This is a genomic window from Streptomyces sp. NBC_01089 (assembly GCF_045162975.1).
In the GTDB taxonomy this organism is placed as follows: domain Bacteria; phylum Actinomycetota; class Actinomycetes; order Streptomycetales; family Streptomycetaceae; genus Streptomyces.
On sequence record NZ_CP108660.1, the window covers coordinates 5388068 to 5404231 of the forward strand.

A 16164-nucleotide genomic window follows, 5' to 3' on the forward strand; every position below is an offset into this window, starting at 1 on the left:
TGCGGACGTTCGGTCTGGGAAGGGATGGATCTGCCCTTCGCGGACCCTCCCGTCGGGCAGTGCGGAAGATGTGCCAGAGTTGCCACGTCCGGGCTCTGAGCACGTACCGTACGGCGCAACAGGCGGGACAGCCGGGACACCGGGACACCGGGAAGGGGCAGCTGGGTTGACCACGCACGCACCGCAGGCGGCGCAGTCCGTGACGCTGCCGCCGTCGCTCGACGAGGCTGTGGCGGCGCTGACGGCCATGCCTGCCGCCGTCCCCGTCGCGGGCGGCACCGATCTGATGGCGGCCGTGAACTCGGGGCTGCTGCGGCCCACGGGACTCGTCGGACTCGGCAGGATCAGCGAGATCCGCGGCTGGCACTACCAGGACGGCCACGCGCTGCTCGGCGCCGGCCTCACCCATGCCCGGATGGGACGGCCCGACTTCGCCGCGCTCATCCCCGCGCTGGCCGCAGCCGCGCGCGCCGCGGGCCCGCCGCAGATCCGTAACGCGGGGACCCTCGGGGGCAACATCGTCACCTCCGCACCGACCGGCGACGCGCTGCCCGTGCTGGCCGCGCTGGAGGCCACCCTGGTCGTCGCGGGTCCTGGCGGCGCCCGCCGTGAGACCCCGGTGTCGCATCTGCTCGCGGGCCGGGACATGCTCCAGCCCGCCGAACTCGTGGGCTTCGTACGGGTACCGCTGCTGCACGCGCCCCAGGTCTTCCTCAAGGCCACCGGGCGTACCGGCCCCGGCCGCGCCACCGCGTCGGTCGCCGTGGTCCTCGACCCGGCCAGGCGCGGGGTGCGCTGCGCGGTGGGAGCCGTCGCGCCGATGCCGCTGCGGCCGATGGAGGCCGAGCAGTGGATCGCCTCGCTCATCGACTGGGACGGGGAGCGCGGGCTGGCGCAGGAGGCGCTCACCGCCTTCGGCGAGTACGTCGCCGCCGCCTGTATCCCCGACGCGGCACCGCCGCCCGAAGGGGGCGAGGCACAGCCGCTGCCCCCGGCCGTACTGCACTTGCGGCGGACCGTCGCCGCACTGGCCCGGCGAGCACTGGGGAGGGCACTCTCGTGAGCACCAACGACGACCGGGGCGGCTGGCAGCCGGTCCCGCAGGGCGGTGAGTACGACGCGGAGGCCACCGCGTTCGTGCAGCTCCCGGAGGGCATGGACCCGTCCGGCGCACCGCTGGCCGCGCCCGGCCACGGCTATGTACCGCCGATGATCCTGCCGTTGACGCCCGCCGCGGGCACGGATCCGGCCGGCACCGGGCAGTGGACGGTGCCGCAGATGCCGCAGGCACCGGACCCGGCGCAGCAGCAGCCGCAGCAGGAGTATCAGCCGTACCAGCCCCACCCGTCGCACCAGGCGCATCAGCCTCACCAGGCGCCTGAGACGCCGTACTGGCCGGAGCCCGCGCAGGATCCGCACGCCGGACCCGGATACCCGCATGAGCCGGTGGCCACGGGGCAGTGGACGTTCGGGGACGCGCAGCAGCCGCCTGTGCCCGAACAGCCGCACCAGCAGCAGCATCAGCCCCAGCAGTCACAGCAATCCCAGCAGCACGGCGGAGACCTCACCGGGCAGTGGACGATCCCGGTCGCCGAGGGGGACGTCCCCGAGGAATCCGGTGAGTACACCGCGTCCTCGCTGATGCGCCCCGCCACGCTGCCCGGTGGCGCGCCCGCGCCCTGGGCCGTACCGCAGGAGCCCGAACCTGCCGAGCCGGCCGAGCAGCCTGCCGAACCTGCCGGTCACGGAACTCCCGCCGACGGCACGCCCGTACCGCAGGACGAGCACGGGACGGGCACCGAGCCGCCCGCCGTCGACGGACCGGGGACCGCGGGCGACGAGCCGGATCCACGGGACGGTCACGAGGCCGGCCCCGGCCGCCACGATGTCCCGGACGGGCACGAAGTCCAGGACCGCCACGGTGTCCCGGACCCCCGCGTGGCCGAGTTCGCCGCGGCGCCCGTGGCGGACCCGGAGACCGCTCGGCCCACGGACGGCGCCGACGCCGCGCATGCCGATGCCGCGCACGCCGACCCCGCGCACCCGGACGCCGTACGGAGTGACGCCGTACGGAGTGATGCCGTACGGAGTGACGCCGTACAGGCCGACACCACGCACGCCGATCCCGCGCTCCCGGATACCGCGCACGCCGACCCCGCGCCCCCCGGCACCGGCGCCGCGGACCCCGGTGTGCCGCTCGCCCCCGACGCGGCCCCCGCCGTCGCCTGGAGTGAACACACCCCCGCCTCCTACGTCCTGCGTGTCAACGGCACCGACCGCCCCGTCACCGACGCCTGGATCGGCGAGTCGCTGCTCTACGTCCTGCGTGAGCGCCTCGGCCTCGCGGGCGCCAAGGACGGCTGCTCGCAGGGTGAGTGCGGCGCCTGCAACGTCCAGGTGGACGGCCGCCTCGTCGCCTCCTGCCTGGTGCCCGCCGCCACCGCGGCCGGGTCCGAGGTCCGTACAGTCGAGGGCCTCGCCGTCAACGGTGAACCCTCCGACGTACAGCGGGCGCTCTCCGAGTGCGGAGCCGTCCAGTGCGGTTTCTGCATCCCGGGCATGGCCATGACGGTCCATGACCTCCTGGAGGGCAACCACGCCCCCACCGAACTCGAGACCAGACAGGCCCTGTGCGGCAATCTCTGCCGCTGCTCCGGCTACCGGGGTGTGCTGGACGCGGTGGGCGAGGTGGTCGCCGGGCGCGCGGCGGCGGGCGCCGCGTCCGAAGAGGCCCGTATCCCGCACCAGGCAGCACCCGGATCCGGCGGCATGCAGCCGGACAACCCGCAGCAGCATGACGGAGGCATGGCGTGAGCAGCGACGCGGCCACCGCGGCCACCGCGAAGTCCCCGGAGGTGGACGGCCCGGAGGAGGAGCCGCCCGCGCACGGGCTGGGTGTGTCCCTCCCGCCGGCCGACACCCGCGCGAAGACCGAGGGCACCTTCCCCTACGCGGCCGACCTGTGGGCCGAGGGGCTCCTCTGGGCCGCCGTGCTGCGCTCCCCGCACCCGCACGCCCGGATCCTGTCCATCGACACGTCCGAGGCGTCCGCGATGCCCGGTGTCCGCGCCGTGGTCACGCACGCCGACATCCCCGGCGACGCCGCGCACGGCCGCGCGGTCGCCGACCGCCCCGTCTTCGCGTCCGAACTGGTCCGCCACCACGGCGAGGCGATCGCCGCGGTCGCCGCCGACCACCCGGACACCGCGCGGCTCGCCGTGGCGGCCATCGCGGTCGAGTACGAGGTCCTGGAGCCGGTCACCGACCCGGAGAAGGCGTTCGAGGCCGAACCGCTGCACCCCGACGGCAATCTGATCCGCCACATCCCGCTGCGGTTCGGCGACCCGGACATCACCGGCGAGGTCGTCGTCGAGGGCCTCTACCGGATCGGCCGCCAGGACCCCGCGCCCATCGGCGCCGAGGCCGGACTCGCCGTGCCCAGGCCCGACGGGGGCGTCGAGATCTACACCGCGTCCACCGACCCGCACACCGACCGCGATCTGGCCGCCGCCTGCTTCGGCCTCGACCCCGACCGGGTCAAGGTCGTGGTGACCGGGGTGCCGGGCGCGACCGGCGACCGCGAGGACACCAGCTTCCAGCTCCCGCTCGGGCTGCTCGCCCTGCGCACCGGCTGCCCGGTCAAGCTGGCCGCGACCCGCGAGGAGTCCTTCCTCGGCCACGCCCACCGCCACCCGACCCTGCTGCGCTACCGCCACCACGCGGACGCCGAGGGCCGCCTGGTGAAGGTCGAGGCGCAGATCCTGCTCGACGCGGGCGCGTACGCGGACGCCTCGTCCGAGTCGCTGGCCGCCGCCGTCGCGTTCGCCTGCGGCCCGTACGTCGTCCCGCACGCCTTCATCGAGGGCTGGGCGGTCCGTACGAACAACCCGCCGTCCGGGCACGTCCGCGGTGAGGGCGCGCTCCAGGTCTGCGCCGCGTACGAGGGCCAGATGGACAAGCTCGCGGCCAGGCTCTCCATGGACCCGGCCGAACTGCGGCTGCGCAATGTGCTGGCCACCGGCGACCTGCTGCCCACCGGGCAGCCCGTCACCTGCCCGGCCCCGGTCGCCGAACTGCTGCGCTCCGTCAAGGACTTCCCGCTGCCCGCGCTGCCCAAGGACACCCCCGAGGGCGACTGGCTGCTGCCCGGCGGCCCGGAGGGTGCCGGCGAGCCGGGCGCGGTGCGCCGCGGGGTCGGCTATGCGCTGGGCATGGTGCACATGCTCGGAGCCGAGGGCGCCGACGAGGTCTCCACGGCCACCGTCAAGGTCCACGACGGGGTCGCCACGGTCATCTGCGCCGCCGTCGAGACCGGCCAGGGGTTCTCCACGCTGGCCCGGCAGATCGTCCAGGACACCCTCGGTATCGAGGAGGTCCACGTCGCGTCCGTCGACACCGACCAGCCCCCGGCGGGGCCCGCCACGCACGGCAGGCACACCTGGGTCTCCGGCGGCGCTGTGGAGCGGGCCGCGAAGATGGTCCGCACCCAGTTGCTCCAGCCGCTGGCCCACCAGTTCGGGATGTCCACCGAGCTGCTCCAGATCGCCGACGGCAAGATCACCTCGTACGACGGGGTGCTCTCCACGACGGTCACCGAGGCCATGGACGGCAAGGAACTCTGGGCGACCGCCCAGTGCCGCCCGCATCCGACCGAGCCGCTCGACGAGTCGGGCCAGGGCGACGCCTTCGTCGGTCTCGCGTTCTGCGCGATCCGCGCGGTGGTGGACGTCGACATCGAACTGGGCTCGGTCCGGGTGGTGGAGATGGCCGTCGCCCAGGACGTCGGCCGGATCCTCAACCCGCGGCTGCTGACCTCCCGTATCGAGGCGGGCGTCACCCAGGGCGTCGGGGCGGCCCTCACCGAGAACCTCCGTACGACCCGGGGCGTGGTGCGCCACCCCGACCTGACCGGTTACGCGCTGCCCACCTCGCTGGACACCCCGGACATCCGCATCGTGAAACTCATCGAGGAGCGCGACGTGGTGGCCCCGTTCGGCGCGAAGGCGGCCAGCGCGGTGCCGGTGGTCACGTCCCCGGCCGCGGTGGCGGCGGCGGTACGGGCGGCCACCGGGCGCCCGGTGAGCCGGCTGCCGATCAGGCCGCAGGCCGCGGTGGTCACGGGCTGAGAACGAGGCTGATGAGCCTCCGGGGGAAAGCCCTCCGGAGGCGCCGTCTCCGGAGGTGCCGTCCCCTCCGGAGGTGCCGTCTCCGGAGACCCGGCCGGTCGGCCGGGCCGCTCGGTGGCGTCCGCAGCACATCAATTCCCGTCCCGCATCCGGTTTCCGGCCGTGTCACACATATGGGCATACCGGGATCTGCCGGAGGATGCCCACTCCCGTGCAGGGGTAGTGCTGCGCTGATCAGCGACCTCGCGCGAAGGGCATAACGTCAGTGTCGAAGCCTTTTGAACTGCCGGAGTTCTATCTGCCGCATCCGGCCAGGCTGAATCCCCATCTCGAAGAGGCCAGAGCCCACACCAAACAGTGGGCCAGGGACAGGGGAATGCTGGAGGGATCGGGGATCTGGGACGAGCACGACCTCGACTCCCACGACTACGCCCTGCTCTGCGCGTACACCCACCCGGACTGCGGCGGGCCCGAACTGTCGCTCGTGACCGACTGGTACGTGTGGGTCTTCTTCTTCGACGACCACTTCCTCGAACTGTTCAAGCGGTCGCAGGACCGGCAGGGCGGCAAGGCGTATCTGGACCGGCTGCCCGCCTTCATGCCGATGGATCTGGCCGACGGGTTCCCCGAGCCGCAGAACCAGGTGGAGGCCGGCCTGGCCGACCTCTGGGCGCGCACCGTCCCCGGGATGTCGATGGACTGGCGGGAACGTTTCGCTGTCAGCACCGAGAACCTGCTCAACGAATCCCTCTGGGAGCTCTCCAACATCAACGCGGGGCGGGTCTCCAACCCCGTCGAGTACATCGAGATGCGGCGCAAGGTCGGCGGTGCGCCCTGGTCGGCGGGGCTCATCGAGTACGCGACGGGTGCGGAGGTCCCGGCGGTCATCGCGGGCTCGCGCCCGCTGCGCGTACTGAAGGACACGTTCTCGGACGGTGTGCATCTGCGCAACGACCTCTTCTCGTACGAGCGGGAGATCCAGGAGGAGGGCGAACTCAGCAACGGTGTCCTGGTCCTGGAGACCTTCCTCGGCTGTACGACCCAGGAGGCGGCGGACGCGGTCAACGATCTGCTCACCGCGCGGCTGCACCAGTTCGAGAACACCTTCTTCACGGAACTCGGCCCGCTCTTCGCCGAGTTCGGCGTCGACCCGAAGGGTGTGGCCGACACGCTGACGTATGTGAAGGGGCTCCAGGACTGGCAGTCCGGCGGCCATGAGTGGCACATGCGCTCCAGCCGCTACATGAACGACGGCGGCAAGGCGGCCGAGGCCGAACGGGGCCTGCCGCCGGGGCCGTCGGGGCTCGGCACGTCCGCCGCCGACATCAAGCGGATCACGGGGAGGACGGGCCTGTCCCGGCTGCGCAACCATCTGCATGTCCCGCATCAGCACGTCGGGCCTTCCCTGCTCCCGGACTTCGACATGCCCTTCGCGCTCTCGCTCTCGCCGCATCTGGAGGGCGCGCGGCGCAATCTCGTGGCGTGGGCGCACCGGATGCGGATGCTCGACGACATCTGGGACGAGCGGCAGCTCACCGGGTTCGACTTCCCGGTCTGCGCCGCGGGCATCGACCCGGACGCCACAGCGGACGAGCTGGACCTCGCGTCGGGCTGGCTGGCCTGGGGGACGTACGCCGACGACTACTTCCCGCTGGTGTTCGGGCGGACGCGCGACCTCGCGGGCGCGAAGGCGCAGAACGAACGCTTCTCGCTCTTCATGCCGCTGGAGGGGGAGGCGCCCCCGCCGGAGAACGTCATGGAGCGGTCGCTGGCCGATCTGTGGGCGCGTACGGCGGCCCCGATGGACGAGGCGGCGCGCCGCACGTTCCGTACGGCCGTCGAGAACATGACGGCCAGCTGGCTCTGGGAGCTGGCCAACCAGGCGCAGCACCGCATCCCGGAACCGGTCGACTACATCGAGATGCGCCGGATGACCTTCGGCTCCGATCTGACGATGTCCCTGGCGAGGCTGGGCCACGGGCACCAGATCCCGGACGAGGTGTTCCGCAGCGGCCCGGTGAAGTCGCTGGAGAGTTCGGCGGCCGACTACGCCTGCCTGATGAACGACGTCTTCTCGTACCAGAAGGAGATCGAGTTCGAGGGGGAGGTGCACAACGCGGTCCTGGTCGTCCAGGCGTTCTTCAACGTCGACTACCCGACCGGGCTTGCCATGGTGGACGACCTGATGGTGTCGCGCATGCGCCAGTTCCGGCATGTGGCCGAGCACGAGATCCCGGTCGTGTGCGAGGACTTCGGGCTCGACGACGCGACGCGTGGTGCGCTGCGGAGCTATGTGCGGGAGCTGGAGGACTGGATGGCGGCGATCCTGAACTGGCACCGGGAGACCCGCAGGTACACGGAGGCCGACCTGCTCGCGGGCGGCCCGGGCTCCCGCTATCTGCCGCCGGTCCCGACGGGGTTCGGCATGGCGGCGCTGGGGCTCGCGGAGCTGGTCAGCAGGGGGTGAGGCGGGGCCGGGAGGGGGCGGTGGTGTCCGTGCCCTCCCGGACGGCGCTCTCCGGGGCAGTCCTCCTCTCCCGGGGCGCTCCGGGGCGGCTCTCCGGGCCTGCCCGGTGTCCACCCGGACGCCCCTCCCGCGTGTCCGGTTAGCGGCATATTTCCTATAGTGGGCGGAGTTGCGAATTCCGAATTCCGAGTTCGTTCTGTGTCCCGATGAGGAGTCAGCCGTATGAGCAACCTGTTCGTCGTCGCCTACAACGATGTCCCCACCGCCAATCAGGTCCGCGACAAGCTCATCGCGCTGAGCCGCCAGCACCTCGTGGAGCTGGAGGACGTGGTCGTGGTCGAGCGCCGTGAGGCCGACGGCAAGATCAAGCTGCACCAGGCCGTCAACCTCACCGCGACGGGCGCGGCCGGCGGCGCACTCTGGGGCGGGCTCATCGGGCTGCTCTTCCTGGCACCGCTGCTCGGCGCGGCTGTGGGGGCTGCCGCGGGCGCGGCGGGCGGGGCCGTCACCGACACGGGGGTGAACGACGACTTCATGCGCGAGGTCAGCTCGAACCTCCGCCCGGGAGCGGCGGCGCTGTTCGCGCTGGCCAAGACGGAAGCGGTCGACAAGGTAGTGGCCGAAGTGGCACCGTTCGGCGGCCAGCTGGTCCAGACATCGCTCTCGTCGGAGGACGAGGAGCACCTGAAGGAGATGGTCCGGGCGGCACGGGGCGCCGAGAGCGAACAGCCGACGACGAGGCCGGAGGCATCCGCGGCCCGGACCGGGGCCACGGAGCAGCAGCCGACTACGCGACCGGAGTCCTGAGGGCAGGGAGGCGAGACCGATCCTGTACGCGCGAGGGGTGATGCCCGCGCGCCTCGAAGCCCTGGGCCCCGCAGGTGAAGAGGTGGCCACGTAGCCGGGCTACGAGGTGATTGCGGTGTGCTGGGGCCCCTGTTGTGCACTCAGGTGCATCGGTAGGGTGTCGTGGACCTTGAGGCGCGCGGGGGCGCCGAGCGATGTCCGGCGCGACCGGGCTGTCGACCAACTGCCGCCAGCGGCCTTTTCGCGTACGGGAGTTGGTTGGACCATGAACAAGTGCACAACCGGGGGCGTTCTCGCTGCCACCATTGCCGCCGCGATGTTGCTCACGGCCTGCGGCGGCTCCGACAGCAAGGACTCGGGGGACATCAAGGGGGTGGAGCGCTCGACGCCGAGCAAGTCGGATGAGGCCAGCCCCTCGGCTTCGGCTGACCCTGGTGCGCCGAAGTTCGATTTCCCGAAGGGCGTCACGGTCACCAACGAAGTCGAGCCGACGGGTGATCCGGTGAAGGACAAGATTCTGCGGGATCTCGGATACGCGAACGAGGCAATCAAACTCGCTTATGCGAAGCAGGATCCGGACATTCCCGTATTCAAGGAGTACCTGATCGGCGACGCTGCCCGTGGCTGGCGCGGTGGCGTCCTGAAGTTCAAGGACCAGGGCAAGGGAATCACCGGCAACGTCGCTTTCTACAAGCACGATGTGCGGAAGGTCAACGGGGACCTGGCTTCGGTTGTCTACTGCGAGGACCAGAGCCACGCCTATGCGACCAGGGCAGACACGGGCAAGGCGATCAGGACGACCCCGAGTGCGGACGATTTCGTGGAGCACGGGGTGACCATGCAGAAGGGCAAGGACGGCACCTGGCGGATGCTGCGGACCCTGGATGACAGGGGGGCGGCGACGTGCCGGCGCTGACAAGGTGCCGAAGCGCGGCATCCATCGCCGTCGCGAGTATGTGTCTGCTGGGGATGATGGCGACACCAGCCTTTGCGGGGATCGGGGACAGTACCGATCCGGATTACCCCCCGGCCAAGAAACCCGAGCCTTCCGACGCCATCTCCTCTTCGGTCCGTTACCGGGAAAGTGCTCCTGGAGCGTCGGCGAAGCCGATGGCGCCTGTCAGTGGCAATTGGTCTCCGCCTGCGTGTTGGTACGAACCTCAGTTCACGCCCAAGCAGTTCGGTGACTATCTGGCCAAACATGACTATGGGGGAGGCAGTGCCGGAACGTCGGAGCGAGGAGAATATCTCGACGAAACCGGCGGTAAGCTGCACAAGGGCGATCACGGCTCCTGGTACATGCTCAAACGGAGCAGCGCGGCAGATATCGGCGAGGCCATGGACAGGTGCGGAGCTCTTCACACCTATACCTGGGTCGGCCCCGCGGATCCTGCGCCCCCTGGCACTCCCGTCATCACGCCCGAGATTCTCGCCGGCCTCGCCTACGGCCGTACCAAGCTCCCGACTCCGCCTGTGACGCTCAAGCCGGCTCCCGACAGGCTGAAGGTGAATCTGCCGACGCGCGTTTCCTTCGAGGGGCGCCTCGACCAGGTCTCTGTGACAGCCAGCATCAGTAACCCTGGACTGGGCATCAATATCGCCGCCACAACCGTGGCCACCCCCAGGCAACTCCACCTCGTAGCGGGTACCGACTACGCCGACCCGCAGTCGTGCACGTACGACCTGGTGAAGAAGGGCGGTACCTACGCTGTCGAGTCCGGCGACTCGGGCTGCCTGATCACCTATCGGAAGTCCTCCGGCACGGGCACCTATACGCTGCACGCCTCTATTACCTGGGACGTCACATGGAATCCCACCGCCGACCCCGGCGGGAAGCCGGTCCGCAATGATCTGCCGGACGGTGAGACCACGAACGACATCCCGGTGACGGTCAAGGAGATCCAGGCGATCAACCGATGACGTGCCGCAGGGGCCCGTCCTGGTCCGGCGCACAGCGTAAGAGGGGCCAGGGGGTCCGTGCCGCCGCCCCCGCCCCGGACAGCCGGGGCGGGTGGGTTTTCCGTACACAGAGGCCGTGGCGGGAATCGAACCCGCGTGCTGTGCTTGTCGGGGGCGACCCCCGCGCCCCGGCCGGGAACAGCGGGGGCGAGGGGGCTTACGTACACAGAGGCCGTGGCGGGAATCGAACCCGCGTAACTCGCTTTGCAGGCGAGTCCCTGAACCACTCGGGCACACGGCCAAGTCACCGGAACCGCTCCGTTCGTGCGCTCGCTCGGAACCGATCCGGTGCACCGACCGTAGGCTCCCCGCGCCGGCCGCCTCAAGGCCGCGGGCCCTCCTGCAACGCGACTGCCACACCCCGTTCATGGTCGTACGACCAACGGACCAGTCCTGCCCCGCCCTCCGACAGGGTTCATCGGGCGGTACGCCCCTTACGCTGATCCCATGGCCGCCCTGGAATCCCGCGACGCCGAGGTCGCATCGCCCGACGTGCCCGGCGGTACGTCCACCCCCGTGGCCGGCGGGATTCTCGGCAGCGAGCACCGGTCGCTCAGTATCGGCATCGTCACCGTCGTCCTGCTCATCGCCTTCGAGGCGACCGCGGTCGGCACCGCGATGCCGGTCGCCGCGCGCGAGCTGCACGGCGTCGCGCTCTACGCCTTCGCGTTCTCCGCGTACTTCACCACCTCGCTCTTCGCGATGGTCCTCTCCGGCCAGTGGGCCGACCGGAACGGGCCGCTCCGGCCGCTCGCCACCGGCATCGCCGCCTTCGCGGCCGGACTGCTGCTCTCCGGCACGGCCTCCACGATGTGGATCTTCGTCTCGGGGCGCGCGGTGCAGGGCCTCGGCGGCGGGCTGGTCATCGTCGCGCTGTACGTGGTCGTCAGCCGCGCCTACCCGGAGCGGCTGCGGCCCTCGATCATGGCCGCCTTCGCGGCGAGCTGGGTGGTCCCCTCCGTCGTCGGGCCGCTCGCCGCCGGAACGGTCACCGAACACCTCGGCTGGCGGTGGGTCTTCATCGCCATCCCGGTGCTGGTCGTTCCGCCGCTCGCCCTCGCGCTGCCCGCGATCCGCCGGACGGCCGCGGGCCCCGCCGACCCCTCCGTACCGCCGCCGGGCTTCGACCGGCGGCGCATCCGGCTCGCGCTCGGGATCTCGGTCGGAGCGGGGCTGCTCCAGTACGCGGGCCAGGACCTGCGGTGGCTCTCGCTGGTGCCCGCGGTGGCGGGCGCGGTGCTGCTGGTGCCCGCCGTGCTCGGGCTGCTGCCCCGCGGCACCTGCCGGGCGGCCCGCGGGCTGCCTTCGGTCGTGCTGCTGCGCGGGGTGGCGGCGGGGTCGTTCATCGCGGCCGAGAGCTTCGTACCGCTGATGCTGGTCACCCAGCGCGGACTCTCGCCGACGCTGGCCGGGCTCTCCCTGGCGGCCGGCGGCGGGACCTGGGCGCTCGGTTCGTACGTACAGTCCCGGCCGCGCATGGAGCCGTACCGGCAGCGGCTGATGGTCATCGGCATGATCCTGGTGGCGGCGGCCATCCTGGCGGCGCCCAGCGTCCTGATCCACTCCGTCCCCGCGTGGACGGTCGCGGTGGCGTGGGCGTTCGGCTGCTACGGCATGGGCACGGTCATCGCCTCGACGAGCGTGCTGATGCTGACGCTGTCGGCCCCGGAGGAGGCGGGCGCGAACTCGGCCGCCCTGCAGATCTCGGACGGCCTCTCGAACGTGCTGATGCTCGCGGCGGGCGGCGCGGCGTTCGCGGCGCTGGGCGGGGGAGCGGTGGGTGCCCTGCACGACGGCGCATCGGCCCCGCACCCGGCCGCGTTCGCCGCGGTGTTCCTGCCGATGGCGGCGGTGGCCCTGGCGGGGGCCTGGGTGGCGACGCGGCTGCGGACCAGCTGAGCGGTACCACTTTGACCCCATGGTTGGTACCGTTTTGGTATGGCTACCAACCTGCGTCTCCGTGACGACCAGACCGAAGCGCTCAAGCAGCGTGCCGAGCAGGAAGGCACCAGCATGCACGCCATACTGCTCCGGGCCGTGGACGAATACCTGGCCAGGACCGCGCATGAGGCCATCGTGCGGGAAACGGCCAGGGAGCAGGTCGCCAAGTGGTCCGAGCTGATGGAGCGGCTCAAGTGAGTCCCGTATATCTGACGGGTGATGACGGCCTGGCCATCGCGGACCGTGCCGTCGATGACCAGGACATCGTCATCCGGGACGCCGGGCTTCTCGAATCGGCCGTGCACCGGCCATCGGCGTCCATGTTCGGTCAGGAGGCGTACCCCGACCTGTTCGACAAGGCGGCTTCGCTGCTCCAGTCGCTGGCCATCAACCACCCCTTCATCGACGGGAACAAGCGCACGGCCTGGGTGTCCTGTGTCGTCTTCCTGGCCATGAACGGCGTGCAGCTGCGGCCCGACATCGACGCGGCCGAGCGACTGGTGGTCGCGGTGGCCGCCGGGCGTACGGAAGAGGTCAAGGAGATCTCCCAGGAGCTGCGCTCCCTGGCCGAGTGAGCCGGGTCTCATCCCTTACGGGTGGTGCAGTTCGCGCGAGGGGCCGACCGGGCCACAGGTAGGGTGGCCCGGTTGTCGTACCGCCGCCCCGTGCACCTCTGAGAACCGACGGAGACCGTGACTACTACCGCCTCCCACCACCTCTCACCCGCCTTCCCCGGCCGTGCCCCCTGGGGCACCGCCAGCAAGCTGCGCGCCTGGCAGGAAGGCGCCCTGGAGCGCTACCTCCATGAGCAGCCCCGTGACTTCCTCGCGGTCGCGACGCCCGGCGCGGGGAAGACCACCTTCGCGCTGACCCTCGCGTCCTGGCTGCTGCACCACCACGTCGTGCAGCAGATCACCGTCGTCGCGCCGACCGAGCATCTGAAGAAGCAGTGGGCGGAGGCCGCGGCCCGGATAGGGATCAAGCTGGACCCGGACTACAGCGCGGGGCCCGTCAGCAAGGAGTACGACGGGGTCGCGGTCACCTACGCCGGTGTCGGCGTACGCCCGATGCTGCACCGCAACCGCTGCGAGCAGCGCAAGACCCTGGTGATCCTGGACGAGATCCACCACGCGGGCGACAGCAAGTCCTGGGGCGAGGCGTGCCAGGAGGCGTTCGACCCGGCGACCCGGCGGCTGGCGCTGACCGGCACGCCGTTCCGCTCGGACACCAACCCGATCCCCTTCGTCTCGTACGAGGAGGGCAACGACGGCATCCGGCGCTCATCCGCCGACTACACGTACGGCTACGGCAACGCGCTCGCCGACGGCGTCGTCCGCCCCGTGATCTTCCTCAGCTACAGCGGCAACATGCGCTGGCGCACCAAGGCGGGCGACGAGATCGCCGCCAGGCTCGGCGAACCGATGACCAAGGACGCGATCGGCCAGGCATGGCGCACGGCGCTCGCGCCGACCGGTGAGTGGATCCCGAACGTGCTGCGCGCCGCCGACCAGCGGCTCACCGAGGTACGCAAGGGCATCCCGGATGCCGGCGGTCTCGTGATCGCCTCCGACCAGGACACCGCCCGCGAGTACGCCAAGATCCTCCGGAAGATCACCGGCGACCGGCCGGCGGTCGTCCTCTCCGACGAGAAGGCCGCTTCGAAGAAGATCGACCAGTTCGCCGCCGACGAGTCCCGCTGGATGGTCGCGGTCCGGATGGTGTCGGAGGGCGTCGACGTACCGCGCCTGGCCGTCGGTGTGTACGCCACCACGATCTCCACGCCGCTCTTCTTCGCCCAGGCCGTGGGCCGTTTCGTACGCTCCCGCAGGCGCGGCGAGACCGCGTCCGTCTTCGTGCCGACGATCCCGATGCTCCTCGACTTCGCGAACGAGATGGAGGTCGAGCGGGACCACGTACTCGACAAGCCCAAGAAGGGCAGCGACGACGAGAACCCCTTCGCGGAGGAGGACAAGCTCCTCGCCGACGCGGAGAAGCTGGAGGACGAGGAGACCGAGGAGCAACTGCCCTTCGAGGCGCTCGAATCCGACGCGGTCTTCGACCGGGTGCTGTACGACGGCGCCGAGTTCGGGATGCAGGCCCACCCGGGCAGCGAGGAGGAGCAGGACTACCTCGGCATCCCCGGCCTCCTGGAGCCCGACCAGGTGCAACTGCTCCTCCAGAAGCGGCAGACCCGGCAGATCGCACACAGCCGCCAGAAGCCGGCCGAGGAGGCCGACCTGCTGGAGAAGGCCGCCGAAGCCCGCCCGGTCGTCACTCACAAGCAGCTGCTCGAACTGCGCAAGCAGCTCAACACGATGGTGTCCGCCTACACCCACCAGAGCGGCAAACCGCACGGCGTGATCCACACGGAACTGCGCCGCACCTGCGGCGGCCCGCCGAGCGCGGAAGCAACCGCGGGCCAGCTGAAGGACCGGATCACAAAGGTCCAGGAGTGGGCCACGCGGATGCGGTGAGGGTCTGTGGGGCGGCGAGCTGAGCGCTGTCCAGTGCATACGGGCAGTGAGCCCGGGCTCAGTCCTCCTCCGCCCGGACCAGTACCAAGTCCAGGCCGCCCCCTCGGGCGGCCACCACCAGGTCGAAAGTCGCGCGCGTGACACTCGCCCAGGACCTGCCCCTTCCGTCGGGGCGGAACCGCTTCAGCGGGTGGTCGCCGTTGGTGTACCAGCGCGCGTCCGGGCCCAAGGCCGCGATCACATCGTCCTCGATCGAACGGAGCTTGGGGTCGTCCATGAGGGCGTCGTCGTCTCTGTCGAAAACCAGATCGCCGTCCAGCGCGGCCAGCACCCACCCGGCCGCCTCCGCCGAGGTGAACGGAGGGCGCCGTTCCAGAAGCTCCGTAAGCTCCGAGGCATCCGCGACCTCAAGGGGACAGACTGGCTGGAGCAGTTGCCAGCACACGTCGCCGATGGACAGGCCGGACGCCTCGGGTCGCAGCACCGCGACCCGTACCCCGTGACAGCCGGCAGTCTCGAACCGCGCCAGTCGGTTCTTCAGCGGCGAGCGTTTCTTCGCCATGCCGTGCCTCTCTCGTGGGTTCTGGACCCGCTGCTCACTGCTGGACGACCGCCCGCTTGTCATGCGGCGGATACGCGGGGTTCCGCCCTACCGGAGGCTGGTATCCCACGGCTTCCAGGTGGGCGTTGAGCCGCTTGGCGATGTGATCCATCCACTGCGTGTAGGTCTTCCCCATGGGTGGCATGAGCGAACAGGCGAGCCCCTCCACCGCTTCTTCCACACAGTCCTCACCGGGGCAGATCTCAAGCAGTTCGCCGATCTCCTTGGCAGCAGCGGCGACTTCGTGCTCCGGCCCCCCGGCTCCGGCGGCCATGTACTCGTCCAGCAGCGCGTCAGTCGGGAGCTCGGCATCCTGGTGGAAGTAGCCACCGAGCAGGTTGTTGAGATTCGGCAGGCGCTCGCACCACTCCCAGCTGGTTTCCGGGACTGCGGGCTCGGCCACCTCGCCACCCTCGGTGAACGCGGCAAGGTGAGGAAGCATGGCAATCAGGCAGTCCTCGCGGGTGCGGCCGGGTGGGGTGATCATCGGGGGCATGGAAGCCAGATTGGACGCCACATCGGCCTCGTCGAGACCGTACTTGAGCACGTCCAGAATCTCGCGAGTTGCCCGGAAGGCTCGGCCGGGGTAATACGTCGCCATCCGCAGATAACTGCGCATAGCCTTTGACGGAGCCTCATCCGTGTCGGTGTATGCCTCCTCCCGGTTCACCGCCGAGTACGACTCCAGCAGGAGGCGCAGTTCCGGCAGCCACTCTGCCCACGGCGCCTCGTCGTCAAAGATGTCCGGTTGCGTCATGGTCTTTCCTCGCCGATGCCGTTCATGCGTGC

At 70.7% G+C, this 16164-nt stretch carries 13 protein-coding genes and 1 tRNA gene; 11 read left to right on the forward strand and 3 right to left on the reverse strand.

What is annotated here, in order from left to right:
• The first annotated feature begins 166 nt into the window (after positions 1-166).
• The 7 genes from OG510_RS24185 (at position 167) to OG510_RS24215 (ending at position 10320) form a co-directional block, all read left to right on the forward strand.
• Positions 167-1063: a xanthine dehydrogenase family protein subunit M gene (locus OG510_RS24185; protein WP_164266012.1), complete on the forward strand. Its 897-nt coding sequence runs from the start codon at positions 167-169 to the stop codon at positions 1061-1063.
• Positions 1064-1155: 92 nt separating this feature from the next.
• A complete protein-coding gene (locus OG510_RS24190) occupies positions 1156-2814 on the forward strand; it encodes a 2Fe-2S iron-sulfur cluster-binding protein (RefSeq protein ID WP_406142519.1) in 1659 nt (552 codons plus the stop codon).
• Complete coding sequence (locus OG510_RS24195; RefSeq protein WP_406139511.1) at positions 2811-5126, forward strand: xanthine dehydrogenase family protein molybdopterin-binding subunit; 2316 nt, start codon at positions 2811-2813, stop codon at positions 5124-5126. The genes OG510_RS24190 and OG510_RS24195 overlap by 4 nt, the downstream gene beginning before the upstream one ends.
• A gap of 265 nt (positions 5127-5391) precedes the next feature.
• Complete coding sequence (locus OG510_RS24200; RefSeq protein WP_406139513.1) at positions 5392-7593, forward strand: germacradienol/geosmin synthase; 2202 nt, start codon at positions 5392-5394, stop codon at positions 7591-7593.
• Positions 7594-7815: 222 nt separating this feature from the next.
• On the forward strand, positions 7816-8400 hold the full coding sequence (locus tag OG510_RS24205) for a DUF1269 domain-containing protein (protein WP_406139515.1): 585 nt from the start codon (positions 7816-7818) through the stop codon (positions 8398-8400).
• 265 nt (positions 8401-8665) lie between these two features.
• Positions 8666-9316 carry a hypothetical protein gene (locus tag OG510_RS24210; protein ID WP_406139517.1) on the forward strand — a complete coding sequence of 217 codons (651 nt, stop codon included), beginning with the start codon at positions 8666-8668 and terminating at the stop codon, positions 9314-9316.
• A gap of 56 nt (positions 9317-9372) precedes the next feature.
• Positions 9373-10320, forward strand: coding sequence for a hypothetical protein (locus tag OG510_RS24215; protein WP_406139518.1), 948 nt, complete (start codon positions 9373-9375; stop codon positions 10318-10320).
• Between the two features lie 208 nt (positions 10321-10528).
• On the opposite strand, the gene OG510_RS24220 is transcribed toward OG510_RS24215, so the two are convergent.
• A tRNA-Cys gene (locus tag OG510_RS24220) sits at positions 10529-10600 on the reverse strand.
• A 206-nt stretch (positions 10601-10806) separates the two neighbouring features.
• Here OG510_RS24220 and OG510_RS24225 point away from each other — a divergent pair.
• The 4 genes from OG510_RS24225 (at position 10807) to OG510_RS24240 (ending at position 14774) form a co-directional block, all read left to right on the forward strand.
• Positions 10807-12258, forward strand: coding sequence for an MFS transporter (locus OG510_RS24225; protein ID WP_406139520.1), 1452 nt, complete (start codon positions 10807-10809; stop codon positions 12256-12258).
• Between the two features lie 39 nt (positions 12259-12297).
• Positions 12298-12498, forward strand: a complete 201-nt coding sequence (locus OG510_RS24230; RefSeq protein ID WP_406139522.1) for a ribbon-helix-helix protein, CopG family — start codon at positions 12298-12300, stop codon at positions 12496-12498.
• Positions 12495-12875 carry a type II toxin-antitoxin system death-on-curing family toxin gene (locus OG510_RS24235; protein ID WP_406139523.1) on the forward strand — a complete coding sequence of 127 codons (381 nt, stop codon included), beginning with the start codon at positions 12495-12497 and terminating at the stop codon, positions 12873-12875. The genes OG510_RS24230 and OG510_RS24235 overlap by 4 nt, the downstream gene beginning before the upstream one ends.
• A gap of 117 nt (positions 12876-12992) precedes the next feature.
• Positions 12993-14774 carry a DEAD/DEAH box helicase gene (locus OG510_RS24240; RefSeq protein ID WP_406139525.1) on the forward strand — a complete coding sequence of 594 codons (1782 nt, stop codon included), beginning with the start codon at positions 12993-12995 and terminating at the stop codon, positions 14772-14774.
• Positions 14775-14832: 58 nt separating this feature from the next.
• Here OG510_RS24240 and OG510_RS24245 read toward each other — a convergent pair whose 3' ends face one another.
• Both OG510_RS24245 and OG510_RS24250 read right to left on the reverse strand, forming a co-directional pair.
• Complete coding sequence (locus OG510_RS24245; protein WP_406139527.1) at positions 14833-15336, reverse strand: hypothetical protein; 504 nt, start codon at positions 15334-15336, stop codon at positions 14833-14835.
• A 34-nt stretch (positions 15337-15370) separates the two neighbouring features.
• Positions 15371-16132 carry a contact-dependent growth inhibition system immunity protein gene (locus OG510_RS24250; RefSeq protein WP_406139529.1) on the reverse strand — a complete coding sequence of 254 codons (762 nt, stop codon included), beginning with the start codon at positions 16130-16132 and terminating at the stop codon, positions 15371-15373.
• Between the last annotated feature and the right edge of the window lie 32 nt (positions 16133-16164).

Bases quoted from the DNA above. Each gene is read 5' to 3' on its own strand.
- OG510_RS24225 (WP_406139520.1), top strand. From the start codon at position 10,807: ATGGCCGCCCTGGAATCCCGCGACGCCGAGGTCGCATCGCCCGACGTG.
- OG510_RS24250 (WP_406139529.1), bottom strand. From the start codon at position 16,132: ATGACGCAACCGGACATCTTTGACGACGAGGCGCCGTGGGCAGAGTGG.
- OG510_RS24245 (WP_406139527.1), bottom strand. From the start codon at position 15,336: ATGGCGAAGAAACGCTCGCCGCTGAAGAACCGACTGGCGCGGTTCGAG.
- OG510_RS24230 (WP_406139522.1), top strand. From the start codon at position 12,298: ATGGCTACCAACCTGCGTCTCCGTGACGACCAGACCGAAGCGCTCAAG.
- OG510_RS24215 (WP_406139518.1), top strand. From the start codon at position 9,373: ATGGCGACACCAGCCTTTGCGGGGATCGGGGACAGTACCGATCCGGAT.
- OG510_RS24205 (WP_406139515.1), top strand. From the start codon at position 7,816: ATGAGCAACCTGTTCGTCGTCGCCTACAACGATGTCCCCACCGCCAAT.
- OG510_RS24190 (WP_406142519.1), top strand. From the start codon at position 1,156: ATGGACCCGTCCGGCGCACCGCTGGCCGCGCCCGGCCACGGCTATGTA.
- OG510_RS24210 (WP_406139517.1), top strand. From the start codon at position 8,666: ATGAACAAGTGCACAACCGGGGGCGTTCTCGCTGCCACCATTGCCGCC.